The 18,304-nt window shown below is 67.5% G+C and carries 15 protein-coding genes and 1 pseudogene; 6 read left to right on the top strand and 10 right to left on the bottom strand.

Features of this window, described 5'->3' with window-relative positions:
• Positions 1 to 438: 438 nt before the first annotated feature.
• From HPC46_RS29085 to HPC46_RS29070, 4 genes are read right to left on the bottom strand one after another with little or no spacing between them, the layout of a single operon-like run.
• Positions 439 to 1,365, bottom strand: a complete 927-nt coding sequence (locus HPC46_RS29085; protein ID WP_014805443.1) for a cytochrome c biogenesis CcdA family protein — start codon at positions 1,363 to 1,365, stop codon at positions 439 to 441.
• Entirely contained in the window at positions 1,362 to 1,952 is a 591-nt protein-coding gene (locus HPC46_RS29080) for a TlpA family protein disulfide reductase (RefSeq protein ID WP_014805444.1), read from the bottom strand. The genes HPC46_RS29085 and HPC46_RS29080 overlap by 4 nt, the downstream gene beginning before the upstream one ends.
• A 3-nt stretch (positions 1,953 to 1,955) precedes the next feature.
• A complete protein-coding gene (locus HPC46_RS29075) occupies positions 1,956 to 2,273 on the bottom strand; it encodes a mercuric ion transporter MerT (RefSeq protein ID WP_014805445.1) in 318 nt (105 codons plus the stop codon).
• Positions 2,274 to 2,294: 21 nt separating this feature from the next.
• The gene (locus HPC46_RS29070; RefSeq protein ID WP_079633045.1) at positions 2,295 to 2,603 is read right to left on the bottom strand and encodes an ArsR/SmtB family transcription factor; all 309 of its coding nucleotides are present in this window, start codon (positions 2,601 to 2,603) and stop codon (positions 2,295 to 2,297) included.
• Positions 2,604 to 2,768: 165 nt separating this feature from the next.
• Between HPC46_RS29070 and merA the strand changes: the two genes are divergently transcribed.
• From merA to HPC46_RS29055, 3 genes are read left to right on the top strand one after another with little or no spacing between them, the layout of a single operon-like run.
• Positions 2,769 to 4,154, top strand: coding sequence for a mercury(II) reductase (gene merA / locus HPC46_RS29065; RefSeq protein WP_014805447.1), 1,386 nt, complete (start codon positions 2,769 to 2,771; stop codon positions 4,152 to 4,154).
• A 27-nt stretch (positions 4,155 to 4,181) separates the two neighbouring features.
• On the top strand, positions 4,182 to 4,823 hold the full coding sequence (gene merB / locus HPC46_RS29060) for an organomercurial lyase MerB (RefSeq protein WP_014805448.1): 642 nt from the start codon (positions 4,182 to 4,184) through the stop codon (positions 4,821 to 4,823).
• 49 nt (positions 4,824 to 4,872) lie between these two features.
• Positions 4,873 to 6,228: a dihydrolipoyl dehydrogenase family protein gene (locus HPC46_RS29055; RefSeq protein WP_014805449.1), complete on the top strand. Its 1,356-nt coding sequence runs from the start codon at positions 4,873 to 4,875 to the stop codon at positions 6,226 to 6,228.
• Between the two features lie 45 nt (positions 6,229 to 6,273).
• On the opposite strand, the gene HPC46_RS29050 is transcribed toward HPC46_RS29055, so the two are convergent.
• The 6 genes from HPC46_RS29050 to HPC46_RS29025 form a co-directional block, all read right to left on the bottom strand.
• Entirely contained in the window at positions 6,274 to 6,696 is a 423-nt protein-coding gene (locus HPC46_RS29050; RefSeq protein WP_014805450.1) for a hypothetical protein, read from the bottom strand.
• Positions 6,693 to 8,807, bottom strand: a complete 2,115-nt coding sequence (locus HPC46_RS35630) for a hypothetical protein (protein WP_014805451.1) — start codon at positions 8,805 to 8,807, stop codon at positions 6,693 to 6,695. The genes HPC46_RS29050 and HPC46_RS35630 overlap by 4 nt, the downstream gene beginning before the upstream one ends.
• Entirely contained in the window at positions 8,804 to 10,642 is a 1,839-nt protein-coding gene (locus tag HPC46_RS29040) for a hypothetical protein (RefSeq protein ID WP_325096822.1), read from the bottom strand. The genes HPC46_RS35630 and HPC46_RS29040 overlap by 4 nt, the downstream gene beginning before the upstream one ends.
• Positions 10,639 to 12,078, bottom strand: coding sequence for a tyrosine-type recombinase/integrase (locus HPC46_RS29035; RefSeq protein WP_179475588.1), 1,440 nt, complete (start codon positions 12,076 to 12,078; stop codon positions 10,639 to 10,641). The genes HPC46_RS29040 and HPC46_RS29035 overlap by 4 nt, the downstream gene beginning before the upstream one ends.
• Before the next feature lie 283 nt (positions 12,079 to 12,361).
• Entirely contained in the window at positions 12,362 to 13,993 is a 1,632-nt protein-coding gene (locus HPC46_RS29030; protein WP_179475586.1) for a ParB/RepB/Spo0J family partition protein, read from the bottom strand.
• Between the two features lie 355 nt (positions 13,994 to 14,348).
• Positions 14,349 to 14,513 carry a thermonuclease family protein gene (locus tag HPC46_RS29025; RefSeq protein WP_325096820.1) on the bottom strand — a complete coding sequence of 55 codons (165 nt, stop codon included), beginning with the start codon at positions 14,511 to 14,513 and terminating at the stop codon, positions 14,349 to 14,351.
• A 149-nt stretch (positions 14,514 to 14,662) separates the two neighbouring features.
• On the opposite strand from HPC46_RS29025, the pseudogene HPC46_RS35225 reads away from it, so the two are divergent.
• The 3 genes and pseudogenes from HPC46_RS35225 to HPC46_RS29015 form a co-directional block, all read left to right on the top strand.
• Positions 14,663 to 14,962, top strand: a pseudogene (locus HPC46_RS35225) (site-specific integrase); the annotation flags it as partial.
• A 117-nt stretch (positions 14,963 to 15,079) separates the two neighbouring features.
• A complete protein-coding gene (locus HPC46_RS29020; RefSeq protein ID WP_233716833.1) occupies positions 15,080 to 15,889 on the top strand; it encodes a tyrosine-type recombinase/integrase in 810 nt (269 codons plus the stop codon).
• Between the two features lie 29 nt (positions 15,890 to 15,918).
• A complete protein-coding gene (locus HPC46_RS29015; protein WP_233716831.1) occupies positions 15,919 to 18,267 on the top strand; it encodes a tyrosine-type recombinase/integrase in 2,349 nt (782 codons plus the stop codon).
• Positions 18,268 to 18,304: the final 37 nt, after the last annotated feature.

Genomic DNA, 18,304 nt, shown 5'->3' with positions numbered 1-18,304 from the left:
TCCGCACGTACGCCACGGCCCAAAACTACTCGCCTAGTACCCCCAGCACCGAACCCCACCCAGAGAACCCGCAGGTCAAACCCACGCGCGCCAAGTTACCAACCGGTAATGTCCTAACTCAGGTCAGACTGGGCCGACCGATCATCGGACGGCTGAGCGGCGTTCGATAAAAGACTGTGTTGTGCCAGACGCCGCCCCGCTGGGCGATGCGTTCGCGGATGCCGACGGTTCAGCAACCGGCGGCGTGGTGCGGGGCGATGCTTGCGCAATTCTCCGTGAAGATGGAGGCATGCAGAGTCCGCAGCCCTGCGTCGTCGACTGTGGTGGTTTGCTTCTACAGCAAGGCTTTGCCGCCTGCCGGACTCCCATGGGGACAATCCGGCCGCCTCGGGCTCGCATCGTAGAGGCCCGCGTGCCAGTTGGATCCCGGCAGGCAGGTCACCTGCTGCCGGGTCCTCCTACCTGGTCCGCATTTTCTTCGGGCTGTGGCCTGGGTGCGCAGCAGTCGTCGGCGGTGTCGGTGGTGGTGTGGCGGCGTTCGCGGCGGGTGAGGGTGGCGATCGCGGTGACGAGGATGAGGCCGAGTGCGGTGATGGCGATCGCAAGTTGGTGTCCGGTGATCCAGGCTGACACGGTGCCGACGACGCCGGTGAGTGCGCCGATGCCGGGGTGCCCGCCGAGTAGTTGTGGCAGCCAGTAAAGGAGTAGGTAGCCGCCGGAAAGGGCAAGCACGGCGCCGGTGATGCGGTTCATGTGGGGCAGCAGCCGTCGGAGGAACCGGTTGATCAGGCCGCTGGCGAATGCGGCGAATAGCGCGAGGGACAGCAGCAGGGTGGCGGAGCCGGCGGCGTAGGCGGCGAATACGACCAGGACGCCGGAGATGTTGGTGCTGGCCAGGGCTTGGGTGACGACCGCGAGCAGCACCGCGAGCGTGCAGGAGGCGGAGGCCAGTGCGTACCCGGCGCCGAAGGCCACCATGCCTCTGGGCCCCTGCCGCGGGGTGCCGGAACGGCGGGTGGGTAGCCGCAGCGGCAGGTGTCCGCCGGCGACCATGGCCAGGCCGCCCACGGCCAGGATCGCGCCGAGCGCGGCGGCCAGCCACGGGATGACACCGGTCAGGGAACGCAAGCCGAGGGCCAGTAGTAGTCCGATGGCGGTGAAGGTGCCGGCGAACCCGGCGGTCAGCGCGAGCCCGGCGCGCAGGCCACCGGCCAGCCGGGACAAAGCGCCGGGCCGCGCGTCCGCCTGGCCGTCGCCGGTGTCGACGGCGTAGGCGAGGAAGGCGGGCAGTACGGCGAAGCCGCAGGGGTTGACCGGGGCGAGCATCCCGGCGCCGAAGGCGAGCGCCAACAGCGGGCCGATCACGCGCTCACCTTGGCCAGTTCGGCACGGATCTGATCGGCGGTGGGCTCGACAGCGCGGAACACCGGTTTGCCGGAGGCGTCCAGCACGACGGCGGTGGACAGCTGAGTGACCTGGTAGGCGCTGATCAGGGTGGCGTTGCTGTCGCTGGCGTAGGCAAGGCTGGTGGCCTGGTTGGCGGTGAGGAAGTCTGTGATGTCCTGCTCGGTTTCGCCGGGGCCGATGTCGACGGCGACGAAGTTCGCCTTCGTGCCGACCGCCTGCTGGACCTGGGCGAGGGTGTGGGTGGCCGGACCGCAACCGCCGCACCCGACGGAGAAGAAGAACAGCACGCTGGGCCGCGAGCCGGGCACCGCGACCTGCACGCCCTGCAGGGTTCGGGCGGTGAACGCTCCCGCAGCGGCAGTGGTCCCGGCCTTTGCGCTGCCGTCGGCAGCGGGTGGGGACGCGGTCTGCTTGCTCGACGGGGAAAACGCCGAATACAGCACGACGGAGATCCCGACGACGGCGATAACGGTCAGCGCGATCGTGACGAGTCGTCGACGAGAGCGCGGCGCGGCAGGTCCGGTCGGGGCGGGTGCGTCAGGCATGGGTCAGGACTCCTGGTTGGGGTGGGAGGACTCGTGTGGCCGATCGGGCTGGTCGCGGGCGGGTGGCACGGGCGGGCAGCACGAGTTGTCTCGGGTGGCGCCGTGTCGGGTGACGCGCCGGCGCGCGAACCGCGTCACCGCGGCGAGGACCACCACGACGGCGGTGCCGATGACCCAGGGGTTGCCCAGTACCGAGCCCACCGCGCCAAGGGCTCCGGCGGCGATCAGCACCGGCAGGCCGCAACACACGATGGGGACCAGGAGGAAACCGGCGGCGGCGAGCGCGGTGCGCTTGCTCTCGGAGCCGGGGTTGGTCGACATGGAGGCGGTCTCCTCGGCTGGTCAGGCGTTCGGGGCGGTGATGCGCATGCACGCGGCGAGGGCGGCGGCGTTGTCCGCGGCCAGCGAGCGCGCCAGCAGCACCAGTTCCGCGACGCGGGGGTCGGTGACCCGGTAGTAGGCGAAGCGGCCTTGGCGGCGCAGCTGCACGTAGCCGCAGTCGGACAGGCAGGCCAAGTGACTGGACACCCGGCCCTGGGACAGGCCGATGTGCGTGACGCATTCGCCCACGGCGTGTTCCTCGTGCAGCAGGAACTCCAGCAGCCGCAGCCGGGCGGGGTCGCCGAGGGCGCGGAAGAATTTCGCCATCATCTCCACCCCGTTCGGCTCGGTGGGCAGCAGCGTGCTGCTGCGTTCGGAAGCGTCGGCCACGGTCGCCGTCCTCACATCGAGTGTCTGTCGTATCCGGATGTACGAATCTTAGGTTAGCATCTATGCATCCGGGAAGACGAATATGTCAGTGGGAGGAGATCGCTGGTGCGGTACGACTTGGCGGTGATCGGTTCGGGTGGGGGTGCGTTCGCGGCGGCGATCGCGGCCCGCGGCAAGGGCAAGAGCGTGGTGATGATCGAGCGCGGCACCGTTGGCGGGACGTGCGTCAACGTCGGCTGTGTGCCGTCGAAGGCACTGCTGGCCGCGGCCGAGGCCCGCCATGTGGCGCTGGACCAGCACTTTCCGGGGATTTCCACCAGCGCGGGCCCGGTGGACGCCGCCGCGCTGATCGGTGGCAAGGACACGCTGGTGGCAGGGTTGCGGGCGGAGAAGTACGTCGACCTGGCCGCCGAGTACGGGTGGGAGATCCTGCCCGGCGAGGCCCGGTTCATCGAGGGACCGGCGCTGGAGGTGAACCTGCATGACGGCGGCCACGTCCGGGTCGAGGCCGAGCACTACCTGATCGCCACCGGCTCCACCCCGCGTACCGACGGCCTCGACGGAGCCGACCGGGTGGACTACCTGACCTCGACCACCGCGATGGAGCAGACCGAACTGCCCGAGTCGTTGGTCGTCGTCGGCGGCGGCTACGTCGGGCTGGAGCAGGCGCAACTGTTCGCCCACCTCGGCGTCCGAGTGAGCATCGTGGGCCGATTCGCCCCGCACACCGAACCGGAACTCGCCGGCCTGCTGGCCGGGGTGTTCGCTGACGACGGCATCGCCGTGATCGCCGAGCGCGCCACTGAGGTTGAGGCCGATGGTTCGGGCGTCGTCGTCACCGCCGGTGGGCAGCGGGTGACTGGGCAGCGGCTGCTGCTCGCGACTGGGCGGAACCCGGTCACCGCCGGGCTCAATCTCGACGCGGTGGGCGTGAAGACCGGGCATCGCGGGGAGGTGGTCGTCGACGAGTATCTGCGCACCGACAACCCGCGCGTCTGGGCGGCCGGGGACGTCACCGGGCACCCGCAGTACGTCTACGTCGCCGGGGCCCATGGCAGCGTCGTGGTCGACAACGCCTTCGGCGACGCCGGGCGCACCCTGGACTACCATCACCTGCCCGCGGTCACCTTCACCACGCCCAGTCTCGCCTCCGCCGGGCTGACCGACGTCCAAGCGGTGGAGCAGGGCTACGCCTGTAAGTGCCGGGTGCTGCCGCTGGAGTACGTGCCGCGGGCGCTGGTCAACCGCGACACCCGCGGCGCGATCAAGCTCGTCGCCGAACAAGGCTCCGGGCGGCTGCTCGGCGCGCACGTGCTCGCCGCGGGCGCCGGGGACGTCATCGCCACCGCTGTCTATGCGCTGGCAAACCAGATGACGGTGCACGAGATGGCCGACCTGTGGTGCCCCTATCTGACGATGGCGGAGGGCATCAAACTCGCCGCCCAAACCTTCACCCGCGACGTGTCCAAACTCTCCTGCTGCGCCTCCTGAAACCCTGCTCTCGGAAGGACAATCCCGATGACGAATGACCTGGACACCGTGGTGTCCACTATGGATAGTGTCTTCTCCCGCCAGGACAGCCCGGCCGGATGGCTATGGCAGCCGCTGTTGCGGCAACTGGCCCGCGGCGAACCCCTCACGATTGCCGACCTCGCGGCCGCCACCGGCCGCGCCGGTGACGAGGTTGCGCAGGCGGTGGGCCGACTGCGCGACACCGAATACGACGACGCCGGACGGATCGTCGGCTACGGCATCACGCTGCGCCCGACCCCGCACCGTTTCACCGTCGACGGCCACCAGCTCTACACCTGGTGTGCCCTGGACACCCTCATCTTCCCCGCCACCCTCGGCCAATCCGCCCAGGTTGAATCCCCCTGCCACAGCACCGGTGCCCCGATACGGCTCACCGTCGAGCCCGACCGAGTCAGGGATGTCGAGCCCCAGACCGCGATGGTCTCCATCGTCACGCCTGACGACTTGGTCTCCGTACGGGCTTCCTTCTGCAACCACGTGCACTTCTTCGCCGACGCCGACGCCGCGGCGCCCTGGCTCGCTGAGCACCCCGGCGGATCGGTCCTCCCAGTCGCCGACGCTTATCAACTCGGCCGGCAGCTGGACGCCGCTCAATCCGAGGAGCCCGAGCCCGGCGGGTGCTGCTGACGCCCACCTGCGCCGCCCGAACCGCCATCACCGAGAAGGGACAGCCACTGTGAGTACGGACTTCGATGTAATCGTGATCGGCGCCGGACCGGGCGGCGAGACCGCCGCCTCGCGCCTGCACGCGGGCGGACGGCGGGTCGCGTTGATCGAGCAGGAACTGATCGGCGGGGAGTGCGCCTACTGGGCGTGTATCCCGTCCAAAACCTTGCTGCGCCCACCCGAGGCCCGCGCCGAAGCCGCCCACGCGGCCGGCCTGTCCACTCCGGCGCAGAACTGGGCGGCACTGCGAGACTACCGCGACTACATGATCCGCCACCTCGACGACACAGAGCAGGTCACCGGATACGAGAAGCAGGGCGTCACGGTTATCAAGGCCACCGCAGCCCTGGTGGGCCGGGACCCGTGGCGGGTACGGGCCGGTGGCCGGGAACTCACCGCCGAGCACGTGGTGATCGCCACCGGCTCCGACGCGATCCACCCACCCATCGAGGGCCTGGACGAGGTCAGCGTATGGACCAACCGGGAAGCTACCACCCTGCGCGAGATCCCCGAGCGGATCGTGATGATCGGCGGCAGCGCCGTCGGGATCGAACTCGGCCAATTCCTCGCTCGCATGGGCGCTCGGGTCACCCTGATCCAGCGCGGCGACCGGCTGCTGGACCGGGAAGACCCCCGTGTCGGGGACATCGTCGCCACCCACCTGCGCGCCGACGGCATCGACGTCCGTCTCGGCCGGCAGGCCACCGCCGCGCGCCGCGACGGCGCCGATACGGTGATCGACCTCGACGACGGCACCACCGTGCGCACCGACGTCGTCGTGCTCGGCACCGGACGCCGCCCCCGCACCCACGGGCTCGGCCTGGAGACTGTCGGGGTCACACCGGACCCGCGCGGCGCGCTGGAGGTCGACGAGCACTGCCGCGTCACCGCCGGCCTCTGGGCGCTCGGCGACGTCACCGGGGTCGCGCTGTTCACCCACGTCGCCATGTACCAAGGACGGGTCGTGGCCGACAACATCCTCGGCACACCCCGCCAAACCACCTACAGCGGCATCCCCCGCGTCGTGTTCGCCCAACCCGAGATCGCCGCTGTCGGCCTGACCACCGACCAAGCCCGCCAGCGTGGCCTCGACATCGCCACCACCGAACTCGACCTCGCCGACTCGATCGCGCGACCCTGGACTTACGAAACCGACCCCGACGGCACCCTCGGTCTCATCGCCGACCGCACCCAGCGGACGCTCATCGGGGCCTGGGCCATCGCACCCCAAGCCGGGGAATGGATCCACACCGCCGCCCTCGCCATCCGCGCCCAGATCTCCATCGACACCCTGCTCGACGGCGTCGCCCAATTCCCGACCTACACCGAGGCGTACCTCGCCGCCCTCGAACAGCTCGCCATCTAGAAACCGCCCGGCCGCTCTCGGTGTCACAGCGTCGGTGGACGGGGGTCACCTCCGGGTGTGAAGCGAGATCACGTCGGGATCGTGGTGCGCCAGATGTCGGATCTGGTCCTCCAACTCCGAGTTGCGCAGGGCGAGGACCTGGATCTGGTTGGCGTAGACCCTGATCGTCTCCTCCAGTTCCCGCACGGTGGCGGCGTGGTCGCTGGCGGTCTGTTTGCGTTCCCGCTTGAGGGCGGTGATCTCCTCGCGCAGCGCGACGAGTTCAGGTTGCTGGGCTTCTCGATTCGCTTGTGCCGCAACAACGGCGTCCTTGAACTCCGGAGGCGAGCGGTAGAACGAGTCGCGGCCCACACCGGCTTCCCGGCACAGGTTGGAGACCGTCAGCTCGCCGTCGGTCACAGTCGGCTGACCGGCGAGCAGCCGGGTCAGCGCCTGCTCCAGGCGGACTTGGGTAGCGACGCGGGTCACGCCTGCGCCTCCTCGCTGTCGAGATCACCGATGAGCTGGTCGAGCTCGGTGATGTAGCCGGTGAGCGCGACCTGCTGGAGTTTCGGGACCGGACCGGCTTTCTCGCAGGACGCCTGGAGATCCAGGGCCTGATTGCGGGCGGCGGCCAGCCGGGGCCGGTGCACTGTGGACCGTCGGGCGTTCGGACAGCGCAGGCACATGTTGTGCTGCGGAACGGGCTGCCCGACGACCTTGGCTCGCTTGACACAGACCGCGGTCGCCGCGTTGAAGAAGCAGTCGTTGAGCACGCCGGGATGCAGCGTCTTGGTGAGATGCCGAAGCATCGTCCGCAGCCGCAGCTCGTCGGACACGACGCCGGGGAGATCACCCAGCTCGCGCCGAATGCGCTGGAACTCGGCGTTGATCCGCTCGGCCGCCCCACCGCCGGACTGGGCGCCGGTGTTCCAATCCCGGTAAAGATCCTCCACGTAGTCGAGCATGGCGACCGCCTCCTCGGCGGCGACCTCGGCGGCGAACCCAGAGGCTGAGGTCCCGGCATAGCCCTCGAACATGGTCACCTTGGCGTGGTGGTACTGCCGGGCACCGGCGACCACACCGAAGGGCTGGTGTGCGATATGCCAGGCCAGACTCCGCCGGAACTGCCGGGTGGTGAACACCCACTGCTGTTCCCCGTCGGCGGGGACGAACGGTTCGGCCACCCCGTCGGACGATTGGGTACCGAACAGCTCGTTGACGTGGTCCCGGAAACCACCGAGGCGCTCGGTGAGCTTGTTCGCCAGCCGTGGCTTGCTGGCGGGCCAGAGCCGGTAACCGAACAGATGCGTGGGGTCGTCGTTGATCTGCAGCAGGACGTCGATCGCCTCGTGAACGGCGTCGAGCACGACCCACTCGGCCTCGTCACCGGTGAGCTTGCGGCCCTTGAAGACCCGGCCGCGCAGCTTGTAGCGGGTCCGGCCGTCAACGGCGGTGGTGGTGGTGACAGCGCAGTCCCGCGCCAGCTCCAGGACTTCCATGTCCCGAAGTCCTGACAAGTAAGCCACCAGCACCCAGCAGGCGGTGCGCAGGTGGTGCAGTTCGTCATGCAGGCTGCGGTGATTCAGCCGCCCTCGCCAGGGTCGCCCGGTGTCCGGCCACGTCGAGATCGGCGTGTCCAGACCACCCTCTTCGTAGCCGATCTCGGCGCCGATCTGCTCCATCAGCCGTGTCGGATGCCCCTGGAAGCTGTTGGTTCCGCTCATCAGGGCGACGAGAGCGGCGTTCGGGGCTTGCACGACGCCGTCGACAACCGGCGCGGTCGGGCGCTGGGCCAGGCAGTACAGCGGCAGTGCGGGAACACCTCGCCCCTCCTGACGGCGGCGGTCCAGGAACGCCTCGATCTTGGTGACAGCCTCGCCATGCCGGCACCGGCCGCCTGCTCGGGCCTGCTCCAGGTCGGCGATTTCCCGCTGGGCGGCCAGGAGGTCCCGGCTGGCGGTCTGGACGTAGAACAGGGCGGCGCGCAGCAGTGGAGCCATGATCGGCTCGGGGATGCGCGGGGTGCTGTTCTCCTCGTCCGGTCGCCGCCCGGCGACCTGGGTGGCCGGGCGGCCCTTCCAGGGCACGACGGTGAGGCGGTCCGCGGTCAGGTACGGGCTGTGCGCCTCCAGGTGCTGGATGACGCCGATCCGGACAGCCAGCGTGTTTGGCACACAGGTCTCACGCCAGACGCGTGCGGTCGCGTCCAGGTGGGATTGGCGGGCCTGCGCCAAGCGCGTCACGCCCTGCTTGCCGAGCTCGGTAAACAGTTGACGCACGATGATGAAGTCCTTGTAGGTGTTGGTGATTTTCATCGGTCGGGCGGTCCGCGATCCGTAGGACAGCGGGACCACGCGGTGGATGCGGGAGTAGATGAACTCCTTGGCCGTGAGCATCGCGATCTCGTCGGGCAGCTCGGTGAAGTCCAGCCGGAGGTAGCCGTTGCTGCGGGGCGCGAACGGTCGGAAATCCCAGATGTCGTCGCTGAACCGGGGGCCGCGGCCAGTTGTCTCGGTGGTCAAGGACTCGGGCAGCACCCAGGGATCGGCCGATGGCTCCGGCGCGGCGGACGGGCGCGGTGCGGGGGCGCGGGTCACGCGACGGCCTCCCAGAACTCGGGCGGCAGCAGCAACCGTGCCCCACCGCTTTCGGCGATCGTCTGGGCGGTGGTGATCTGCTCGTCTCGGAACTTGGCCCGGATGCCGCGCACGATCCGGTCCCACGCCAGGCCGTAGCGCACGTTCCACTCGCTGACGGGGTACTCCTCCCGCTGGCGCTCGATGAAGTCCAGGAAGGTCAGAACCTGCGGCAGGTGCCGGGTGGTGAACACCGCGTTCGGGCACTCCAGGCAGCCCCACAACGACACCGGGCACGGCTTGCCCTTCGCCCCGAAAGGCGAGTCGTAGAAGTCGCGGCAGGAGGCCAGGAACACGTCGCTCTCGCGCGACAGCAGCGCCTGCACCTGCTCGGGTGGCAGGTCCCCTTCTCCGGCATCGAGGCTGGTGCCGTCCTCGTCGAGTACCACCGGCGGCGGCAGCGCGACGTCCAGCGCTTCGCGCAGGCCGTTCTCCACGGCTTGGTCGTGCAGCTCGTCGTGGGCGGGGATGTTTGCGTAGTGGTTTGCGGCGACGTCGGCGGTGTGGCCCTGGGTGAAGTCGGCGAGCACGCCGGTGGCTTTGAGGTATTGCTGGGACTTGTAGGTCTTGCGCAGCCGCCGCAGATCCAGCCGCACCGGCGTTCCGTCAGCGTCGGTCATCTGGTCGATGCCGTGTCGTTTCTGCCAGTTGTCCACGTGACCCCAAGGACCCTGCCCGCCGAGCGGGAAGGAGTCCCGCAGGCCCTTGTCTCCGTAGTCGACCCACAAATCGGTGCTGCCACTAAACTCGCGGGCTCGCGCGGTGAGCCGCAGCGCCAGTCGGATCAGACCGCCGGGATGGTGCAGGGCACCGCCATCGCTGACCCGCATGGACTTAGAGATCCGGCGACCGTGCGCGCGCCGCTTGACATAGTTGACACTCACGAACCCGCGGGCCGGGTTGGTCAAGCAGTCGGCCTGCAACCGCTTGGCGCACTCCGGCTCAAGCCCGGTCATGCAGATCAGCAGGATCAGGAACACGACGTTGTCCTCCCGAGTGAGGATGAGCGCCGCGTTGAGCGGGCGCCCGTTGCCCAGCCTCTTGCCGACCAGGGGCCGCAGGAACTGCATCGTGACAGGCCCGTGACGGGCGATGTGCCACAGCACGTTCTCGATCACATCCCAACCGCCGACGTTCGGGTCCTGGCTCGTCGCGGCTCGGGCTTCGCCATCCTGTATTCGGCGCGCGATCGCGCGGACATCCGCCAGCGCGGCGTTCCTGATCGCCTCGAACACGTTCTGCGGGTAGGCATCCAAGGGTCTCGTCTGACGGGCACGGGTTTCCCGTCCGAGGAACCTCAGCCGGATAGCCAGGTCGGGATCGAACGTCGTGGGGCTGGCGTCGAACGCCACGCGGAGCAGCCGGACCACCACACCGATGCTGATGCGCGGCTGGTCACTGTCCGGTCCGTACTCGGCGATCAGCGCCTGCTCGAACGCGTCGATGTGCTCGGCCTCCAGGTCACTGAACTCGACCTCGGTGGCGTTCTGCGGTTCGGCTCCAGTGATGAACCGCACGAACTTCCGCACCGAGAACAGGTTCACCTTGAACGCCTGGTAACTCGATTCGGGTCCGTCGGCGGCCACCGTGCGCAGCGTCGCGGCAAGCTGGCGGGTCAACCGCGGGCATGGCCACGCGGACATGTCGAACGTGCGGTCGGCGCCATCCAGGTGCAGCCGGAGCACCAGCGGACCGATGTCCGGGACAGGAGCGGGTTGCGCGGGCATCTGCTCCTCGGTCGGGAAAGCCGCCCAGCGGCCACGGCGACCGGAGCCGGCACCCTCGGTGCGGTTCACGCGGCAGCACCATCCTCAAGCCGGACCCTGCTCAGCGCTTCGGCTTGTTCATCCCATTCGCGCAGCGCGGACAGCACGATCTCCTGCGCCTCGTCCAGGACGTCGAGGTAGACGAAGACCGTCTCGCGCTGGCGATGGCCGAGCAGTAGCTGCAACTTGCGCAGCGGGTCGCCGACCAGCAGCCGTTTCACCTGCTGGCTCATAAGGGTCTCGCCGGGCTCCATGCGCAACGCGCGGACGGTCTGGCGCAGCAGCAGCCCGAGCATGTGCACGGCGAATGTGTGACGCAGGGCGTGCGGATGGACCACCAGGTCCAGGCCGAACCGGGCGCACCGTTCGTTGGCTCGCCGAAACACCGCCTGCCACGTCGACCGCGACAGCGGCAAGCCGTCCTCACCGAGCCACAGCCACAACGGACCACCCGGACCGTCGTCGCCGACCCGGCACAGTCGCTGCCGTTCCTCGATCGTCACCCGCGAGTACGGCCGCGAGCGGCCATCCTCGACGAGCGTCAGCGCAGTCTTGCCGGCGGAGCGAACTCCCATCCAGGCGTCCGTACACCCGTAAGCCCCGGCCGCCCGGCGGCGCTCGACCAGTTCGTCGCGTTCGATGTCGACGTAGTGGTGCAGGTCGCGCAGCACGCGGCGCGACACGAAAACCGTCCTCGGCCGGCTGCGCTTGGTGATCGTCGCGGGCGGGTTCAGGTCTCCGGTCAGCCGCCGCTGCGCCAGCGGCGGTACCTCGGTGACCAGGAGGCTCGACGCCTCTCTCAGCCGCATCCCGGTGCAGACCAACAGGTCGGCGAACACCGCGTTGCGCTCGCCGTGCCGACCGCGCCAACTCGGGTCCGGCGAGCCGTCGGGTAGTTGGCCACGCAACCCGACGTCCCGCCACACCAGGTAGTCCTCGTAGGCCAGGAACCGCACCGGCCCGGCGCTGTCCTCGACCTCGCGCTCGGCATTGAACAGCACCCGTACCAGCCCGCGGGGCGTCAACACCGTCTTCTCCACCATGCGGAACGGCTGGGCCTCGATCAGCTCCTCGTGTATCGCCCACTTGACCCACTTGTCTAGCGCCGCGATGAACCTGTTCCAGGTCGACGCGGACACCGTGAAGCCCTTGGTCCGCCGCCGCGCCCGCTTGTAGGCGCGCAGATCGTCCTGGCCGGCGTCCCAGATGGACCGTCCACCACGGTGCTCGTGGAGGAAGCGGCCGAACAACATCAGATCACGCGCGTACGCCTCTCTCGTGTGTTCCGAGCGCACACCCCACCCGTCCAACTCGCGCACGAACCGGTTCAACTCCAGGTCGTACGAGCCGTCGGGGCCGAGTAGGAACGGCAGCCCGTCGCCTACACCGGCACGACGCAGCACCTGGGCTTCGTCACCGCCGAGCCCAGGTGCGCCGAGCGCTCTCACCGGTGACGTCTTGTACATGAGCAAGGTTGAGATCCTCCGGGATCTGAACACGCCAAACACAGCGAAGCTGGCGTTGGCTAGGGACCTCTGCGACAGCAGTGAAGTGTCACCATAACGGTGCTGTCGGCACCCAAGCCCCAGGACAGGACCTCGGAGGGAGCCGCGGCGGGCGTTGGTGCGGCGAACAGCTCGTCTTGGACGGCGGTCATCGACTCATCTCCAAACGGTGAATAGGGTTGCGCGGCAGTGATGTCGAGAGCTGACGGTGGTGGGGGCTGGCCGCCCCCACCATCTCTGGCGGTCAGCCCTCCTGGGTCGCCTCGTCGTACACGTCGTCGGCGGTGCGCTGGCCGACGATGACCTTCTCGATTTCGCTGGGCTGGTACCCGCTGTCGATGAGGAACTGCAGGTAGGCATCCGAACCCACGGTGGAGGCGATGTAGGACGCGGTACCGGTGATGCCGCTGCGGGCGTTGCGCCAAGCGCTCTTGTCGGTACGGGCCTCCAAGGCCCCGAGGACCACGGCCAGGCTGATCACTTGGGCGCGGGCGTCGATGTTGGTCGAGAAGTCGTTCACCATGGCGCGCACCGCGCGCTCATCCTTCACGCCCAGCAGCTCGGCGGTCAGGCCCGACCCGTGGTTCTGGCTGAGGATGTACGGATCGCGGGTCAGGCAGTGCGCGACAAAGGTCGCGGCACCCTTGGGTGCGGTCTTGCGCGCCAACAGCTTGGTCACGTAATCGCGCCGGACACTCTCGGCCGCATCACCCAAACGGTTGAGCACCAACACCTTGCGCCGCTCGCGGCGCTCGGCCTCCTGCTGCGCGGCCTCCCGCTCGGCGATGGCCTCGGGGCTGTCATCGCCGCCCTCGATCACAGTCCCGGCTTGGCGGGCTGCGACGTTCTGCAGCGATGGTGCCAGTGCGAGACCGGCTGCCGCGTAGTTCAGGCAGTACCACTCGGGAACGATGACGGTCTTCTCCGTGATGGTCGCCGCGGGGCGCAGTCCTTCGGCGGCCTCGGCCTCGTCGTCGTGCTCGGTGTCCCAATCGATGTCGCGCTCATCGACCTCTTCGCCGGTGGTCTTGTCGACGTAGGCGCAGTCATCGGTGAGGTACACCGCCCAGTGCTCGGGCTGCTTCTCGAAGTCGTCGGGGAGTCGTTCATCGTCGCCGGTGCGCAGGTACTCGACGCTCACCGCCGCCAGGTCCGACCAGAACGGTCGACTGTCGAGGATGGTGTAGCCGCGCTCGGTGTACTGCTTTTCCGCTTCGGAGATCAGCACATTGATCTCACGCTCCGAGCGCAGGGCGGAGACGGCATGCTCGAAGCTGGAGCCCCCGAAGTGGGCTGCACGCACGAGGCGCTGGACCGCATCGGCGTCGTGTTCGAACTCGGCCAGCACTTCGGCCTGGGTGAAGTCGAGCTGCCCGCCATCGAGCGCGTCCATCGCCGTTGCCGATTTCGACGCTGCGCCAGCGGCTTTCACGTCTTCGCGGCGCATCGACAGTTTCCTGGCGACCTTGGTGGCCGACATGCCGGTGTCGAGCATCTGCTGGATGGCGCGGGCGCGCTGGGAGTTGGTCAGTCCCGTGCGTCGATCGTTGGCGACCATCTGCTGCACGATCCGCTCGACGGTGGCGGTGTCCTCGTCGGTGGCTCCCGCAGGCAGGACGTATACCGGGACGCTGGTCAGGCCGACCTCGCGGGCACCGAGGGTGCGGCACTGGCCTTCGCGGACGTAGGTGCGCCCCTGCTCGTCGCGCACGGCGAGAATGGGCACGATGACGCCCAGCTCGCGCAGGCTGGCCAGGAAGTCCTTGTCGAGCTGAACCTCATCGCGGACGTTGGCTTCAAGCTCCAGGACCTGGGGGTCGATGTACTCGACGGACCCGGCGACCTGCTCGGTGGTGGTGTCGGTGGTGGTTGACATGGTTGGTGACCTTCCTCGTTAACGCGGGCACCCCGGGTCGGGCCGCCCGTTCTTTTGCCGTCTGGCGAAAACGAATGGGTGGCCAGCGGCGCAGGTGAGCGAGAAGGTCTCGGGCGCAGAAGTTTTCCCGTGAGCGCAGCGAACACGTTTGGGAAAAGTTCTGCGAGCCCGCAGGGCCCGGAGCGTAGCGGAGGCCGATGGCCTTCCGCGGCCAAGACGCGGCCACAAAATGAGTGGGCCAGAAGGCAAAACAACGGCGTATCAGTCACGCCGAAGGCGCGTCCGCCAAGGGTGGGGGCTGCGATCCGTTACGTCAGGGGTGTGCTGATGAGCGCGAATCCCGTTGTTGGTTGCGCTATTTGACCGGAACGGATTCGGTGTGGCCGTTGCAGGGTGGCCCCCACAGTCCGCGGCCGGCTTGGCGGGCTTCACGTTCTGCAGCTTCGATCTGCGGGGTGCGGGCCGCCGGGCGGTGGTCGTAGATGTAGGTCCGGGCCGCCCCGGCGCGGGCGGCCTCCACCGAAAAGTCCCATCCGCCTGGTTTATCGAGGTAAGCGAGTGTGCGGTTAACTGCACTTGGGGGTCCACCACTTGGGGCTGTGCAATCCCAGCTTGTCGGTCGGTGCGTTTAGCCTCCAAGCAGATTGACCTTCCAGACCAGGGGCTGCGATGGACGATGGAATCGAACCGAGACCAGTCGAAACTCTCGATGTGCCAAGGGTCGGTGCGGTCTTGCGCGGCGACACCGGCTCGTTGCCGTGGCGGATGGTTGATGGGTCCGGTGCCGGTGTCGACCATGTCAATGTTTGGTTGGCTGACCTCGATGCAAGCGACTGCTCGCCTGCAACGTTGCGGGCGTATGCGTACGACCTCCTGAGTTGGACTCGGTTCCTTGGCGTACTTCAGGTTTCATGGGCGCAGGCAACCCGGGCTGAAGTCCGGGACTGGGTGCGGTGGTACCGGTGCCGGGAGAATCCTCAACGACGACGCAGCTCGTCGAGTTCGGATAGTCACCGACCAACTCCCGGTTCTGTTAACGAGCGCACCGGGAAGCCGTACCTGGAATCCTCGTACACGCGGTCGTCGATGAATCGCCGGCTCTCCTCGCTGAGCGGCTTCTACGAGTTCGCCCTCGAATCAGATCTGGGGCCGCTCATCAATCCGGTACCGAAATCGCGCGCCGACCTCACCAGGCTCGATGCGCACCGTCAACACTTCGACAGTCCGCGACCTGAGAAGCGTGCGCCTTATCGGCAGAAGCTGGTGGACCGTGCGCCGCGCGCGCTCAGCGACGCCCTGTACGAGGAGGTATTCACCTCGCTGAGAACCAACCGGGACCGCGCCATCGTCGCCACGGCGATTTCCTCTGGACTGCGCGCCAGTGAACTGCTCAGCATGCGCCGCGGGATGCTCCATGCTGCCGACCATACGGCCGACATAATCCCGAAGGGCGGCAACGGAAGTCGGGTTTTGGTCCGTATCAGTCCCGCCGCGTATCTCTGGATCGCCCGCTACCTTGCTGAGCGCCCCGCAGGGCCGCCGGAAGAGTCGGTCTGGATGACATTGCGGGGCACTCCACGGCCCCTGAGCTATTGGGCCATGCGACAGATCCTCGAGCGCAGTAACGCGCTGCTCGGGTCCAACTTCACGATGCACGATTTCCGACACACTTTCTGCATGCGTCTCGCCCAGGACGAGAACATGACCATCGCGGAGATGCAGGAGCTGATGCGGCACGCATCGATCGCCAGCACCACCCGCTACCTGCGACCCAGCGTCACCGAACTCATCGACAAACTCGACCAACACTGGAACCGGCCACCTGCACCTCCACCCGCCCCAGCGAAAGGCTATGCCGCAGAAGACCTCCACGTGCTGTTCGGGCGGGACTCCTGATGCCGCGGGTTCTCACTCGTGCACAGTCAATGCAGAGTTCGTCCGCGTTCGCTAACCACCCCGTCGAGGTGTTGCCGCCGCTGTCGCCGACCCCCGAGGACCATCCGTGGTTCGGAAACACCGTCACCGCCACGGAGCGCGAGCGCACCATCACCGCCGGGCTTCCACTGGTGATGGCGCGGATGAGTGAGAAGTACCGCAGTGAGGCGGAAGCCCGCAGCGGCGCCCGACTCTGGCTGAGCAGGTTGCTGGACTGGCTTGAGGGCTACGCCGGCGAATGCTATCAAGATCGTTGGATTGCCAGCGATTCCGACAACCAGCCGAAGGCGTGGTGTCCCGCCTTGTCGACAGGATCGCACACACGGCTCGGAGCACGGCTGTCCATCAACGCACTCATTCTGCTCGGCGTCATTCGCCCGGGCTACGACTGGCTGATCGAGAACAAGCAGGCCCGTTTCTACCGCGACTGGACAACCACCCACGAACCAGAGGCCTGGGATCGCTACTTCGCCGCCGCGCAGCAGGAAGGCGCACCCGAAGTGAAGAAATGGCGAACCGTCACCCACCTGGTACGCATCAGCATCGTCAACGGACTGCCGATCACCGAGCTGCACAGCCGCCACGTGTTGGCCTATCGAGACTTTCTGACCTCGACAGGCAGGATGCCGGGCGACCTTCACGCCATGTGGCATTACGGCCGCCGCGGCGGACTCTTCGCCGGCGAAGCCGACGATCTACGGCGTTATCTCATCGCCAAACGCCTCACTCCCACCGAACTGGTCGACCGCTTCGACGTGCGAGCCCCCAGCGTTCGCAGGCTTCTAATCGCCTACCTCGCTGAGATCGCCGTCGGCCAGGACTACGCCAGCCTCGACGGCACCAGCCGAAACCTCGTGAAGCTGTTCTGGAAGCCCATCGAAGACGCCAATCCCGGCATCGACACGATCAGCCTGACCAAAGCTCAAGCAGCCGAGTGGAAAGAGTGGTTGCGCACCAAACCGGACGGCACACCGCGCCGCCACGCCGAGAGCATCCTCGGAGCAGTCCGCAGCTTCTACCTCGACGTGGCCGCCTGGGCCCACGAGGATCCCTCGACGTGGGCACATTGGGCTGTCTCATGTCCGGTCAGCATCCGCGACGTACGAGGGCAGCAGAAGCGCCGGGCCCAGCGGGCGCATCGCATGCAAGCACGCACCCGCACGCTCGCCCCGCACATCGATGCACTCGTCGCCGCAGCCCACCGCGCCTATCTGCAGGCCACCGAGTTGCAAGACATCTCCAAGACCGCGCCGGTCGGCGAACCCTTCGCCGTGCAGGGGAGCACCTACATCAAGCACGCATCGGGCAAGCAGGCCGATCGAGTGCGCATCAATGCCCTGCAAGATGGAACGGAGAAGCGAGTCGACATCCCCTACACCGTCACCCGCGCCTTCATGACCTGGACGATCATCGAAATTCTGCGCCACACCGGTATCCGGATCGAAGAGATGCTCGAACTGACCCATCTGAGCGTCAAGCAGTACCGCAAGCCCGATGGCACGGTAATCCCGCTCCTACAGATCGCGCCCAGCAAGACCGATCAAGAGCGGATATTTCCCTGCTGCCCAGAGTTGACCACCACCTTGGCGCGACTGGTCGAGTTCATCAGCATTGACGGCCGCGTCCCCCTGTGCTGCCGCATCGACACACAGGAACGCCAGGTGTCGGCGCCGCTGCCGCATCTGATTCAGATCCGCGAGGGCGGCCGGTCACGGGTCATCAACCAATGCACAATCCGAAAATGGTTGTCCGAACTCGCCAACAACATGGCTTTGACGGACACCGACGGTACGGCGCTGCACTTCACGCCCCATGACTTCCGCCGGATCTTCATTACCGACATCGTCAACGCCGGCTTTCCCATCCACCTGGCCGCACAGATTGTGGGCCACAACAACATCGAGGTCACCCGCGGCTACACCGCTGTCTATCAGAAAGATGTCTTCGAGGCGTACGACCGCTTTATCGACAACCGCAGACAGGCGCGGCCGTCGGCCGAGTACCGTGAGCCCACGCAAGCCGAATGGGACGAATTCATCCAACACTTCGGGCAGCGCAAGATCGCGCTCGGCAACTGCCACCGACCCTACGGATCTGACTGCACCCACGAACACGCCTGCCTCCGATGTGATTTCTGCGAAGTCGAACCGACCCAGGCTGCAAGGCTCGACGCCATTCGCGACAACCTTCGCGCCCAAGTAGACGAAGCCCAAAAGAACAAGTGGCTGGGCGACGTTAACCAACTACGCATCACCATCGAGCACGCCGACCGCAAGGCGGCGAGACTGGCAGCCTTAACCGAAGCATCACCGGAACTCATTGTCCCGCACACATCCTGACGGCCAGAAGCAACGCTCCGCCCTTCTGACGTCTTTC

The sequence above is a fragment of the Mycolicibacterium vinylchloridicum genome, from assembly GCF_013404075.1.
Taxonomy (GTDB): Bacteria; Actinomycetota; Actinomycetes; order Mycobacteriales; family Mycobacteriaceae; genus Mycobacterium; species Mycobacterium vinylchloridicum.
The sequence above is the reverse complement of the archived record's forward strand: the minus strand, read 5'-3'. Positions and strand labels throughout refer to the sequence as shown.

Coding starts and splice junctions, on each gene's coding strand:
- HPC46_RS29075 (WP_014805445.1), bottom strand. CDS start 2,273: ATGTCGACCAACCCCGGCTCCGAGAGCAAGCGCACCGCGCTCGCCGCC.
- merB (WP_014805448.1), top strand. CDS start 4,182: ATGACGAATGACCTGGACACCGTGGTGTCCACTATGGATAGTGTCTTC.
- HPC46_RS29080 (WP_014805444.1), bottom strand. CDS start 1,952: ATGCCTGACGCACCCGCCCCGACCGGACCTGCCGCGCCGCGCTCTCGT.
- HPC46_RS29070 (WP_079633045.1), bottom strand. CDS start 2,603: ATGATGGCGAAATTCTTCCGCGCCCTCGGCGACCCCGCCCGGCTGCGG.
- HPC46_RS29035 (WP_179475588.1), bottom strand. CDS start 12,078: ATGTACAAGACGTCACCGGTGAGAGCGCTCGGCGCACCTGGGCTCGGC.
- HPC46_RS29030 (WP_179475586.1), bottom strand. CDS start 13,993: ATGTCAACCACCACCGACACCACCACCGAGCAGGTCGCCGGGTCCGTC.
- HPC46_RS29015 (WP_233716831.1), top strand. CDS start 15,919: ATGCAGAGTTCGTCCGCGTTCGCTAACCACCCCGTCGAGGTGTTGCCG.
- HPC46_RS29020 (WP_233716833.1), top strand. CDS start 15,080: ATGAATCGCCGGCTCTCCTCGCTGAGCGGCTTCTACGAGTTCGCCCTC.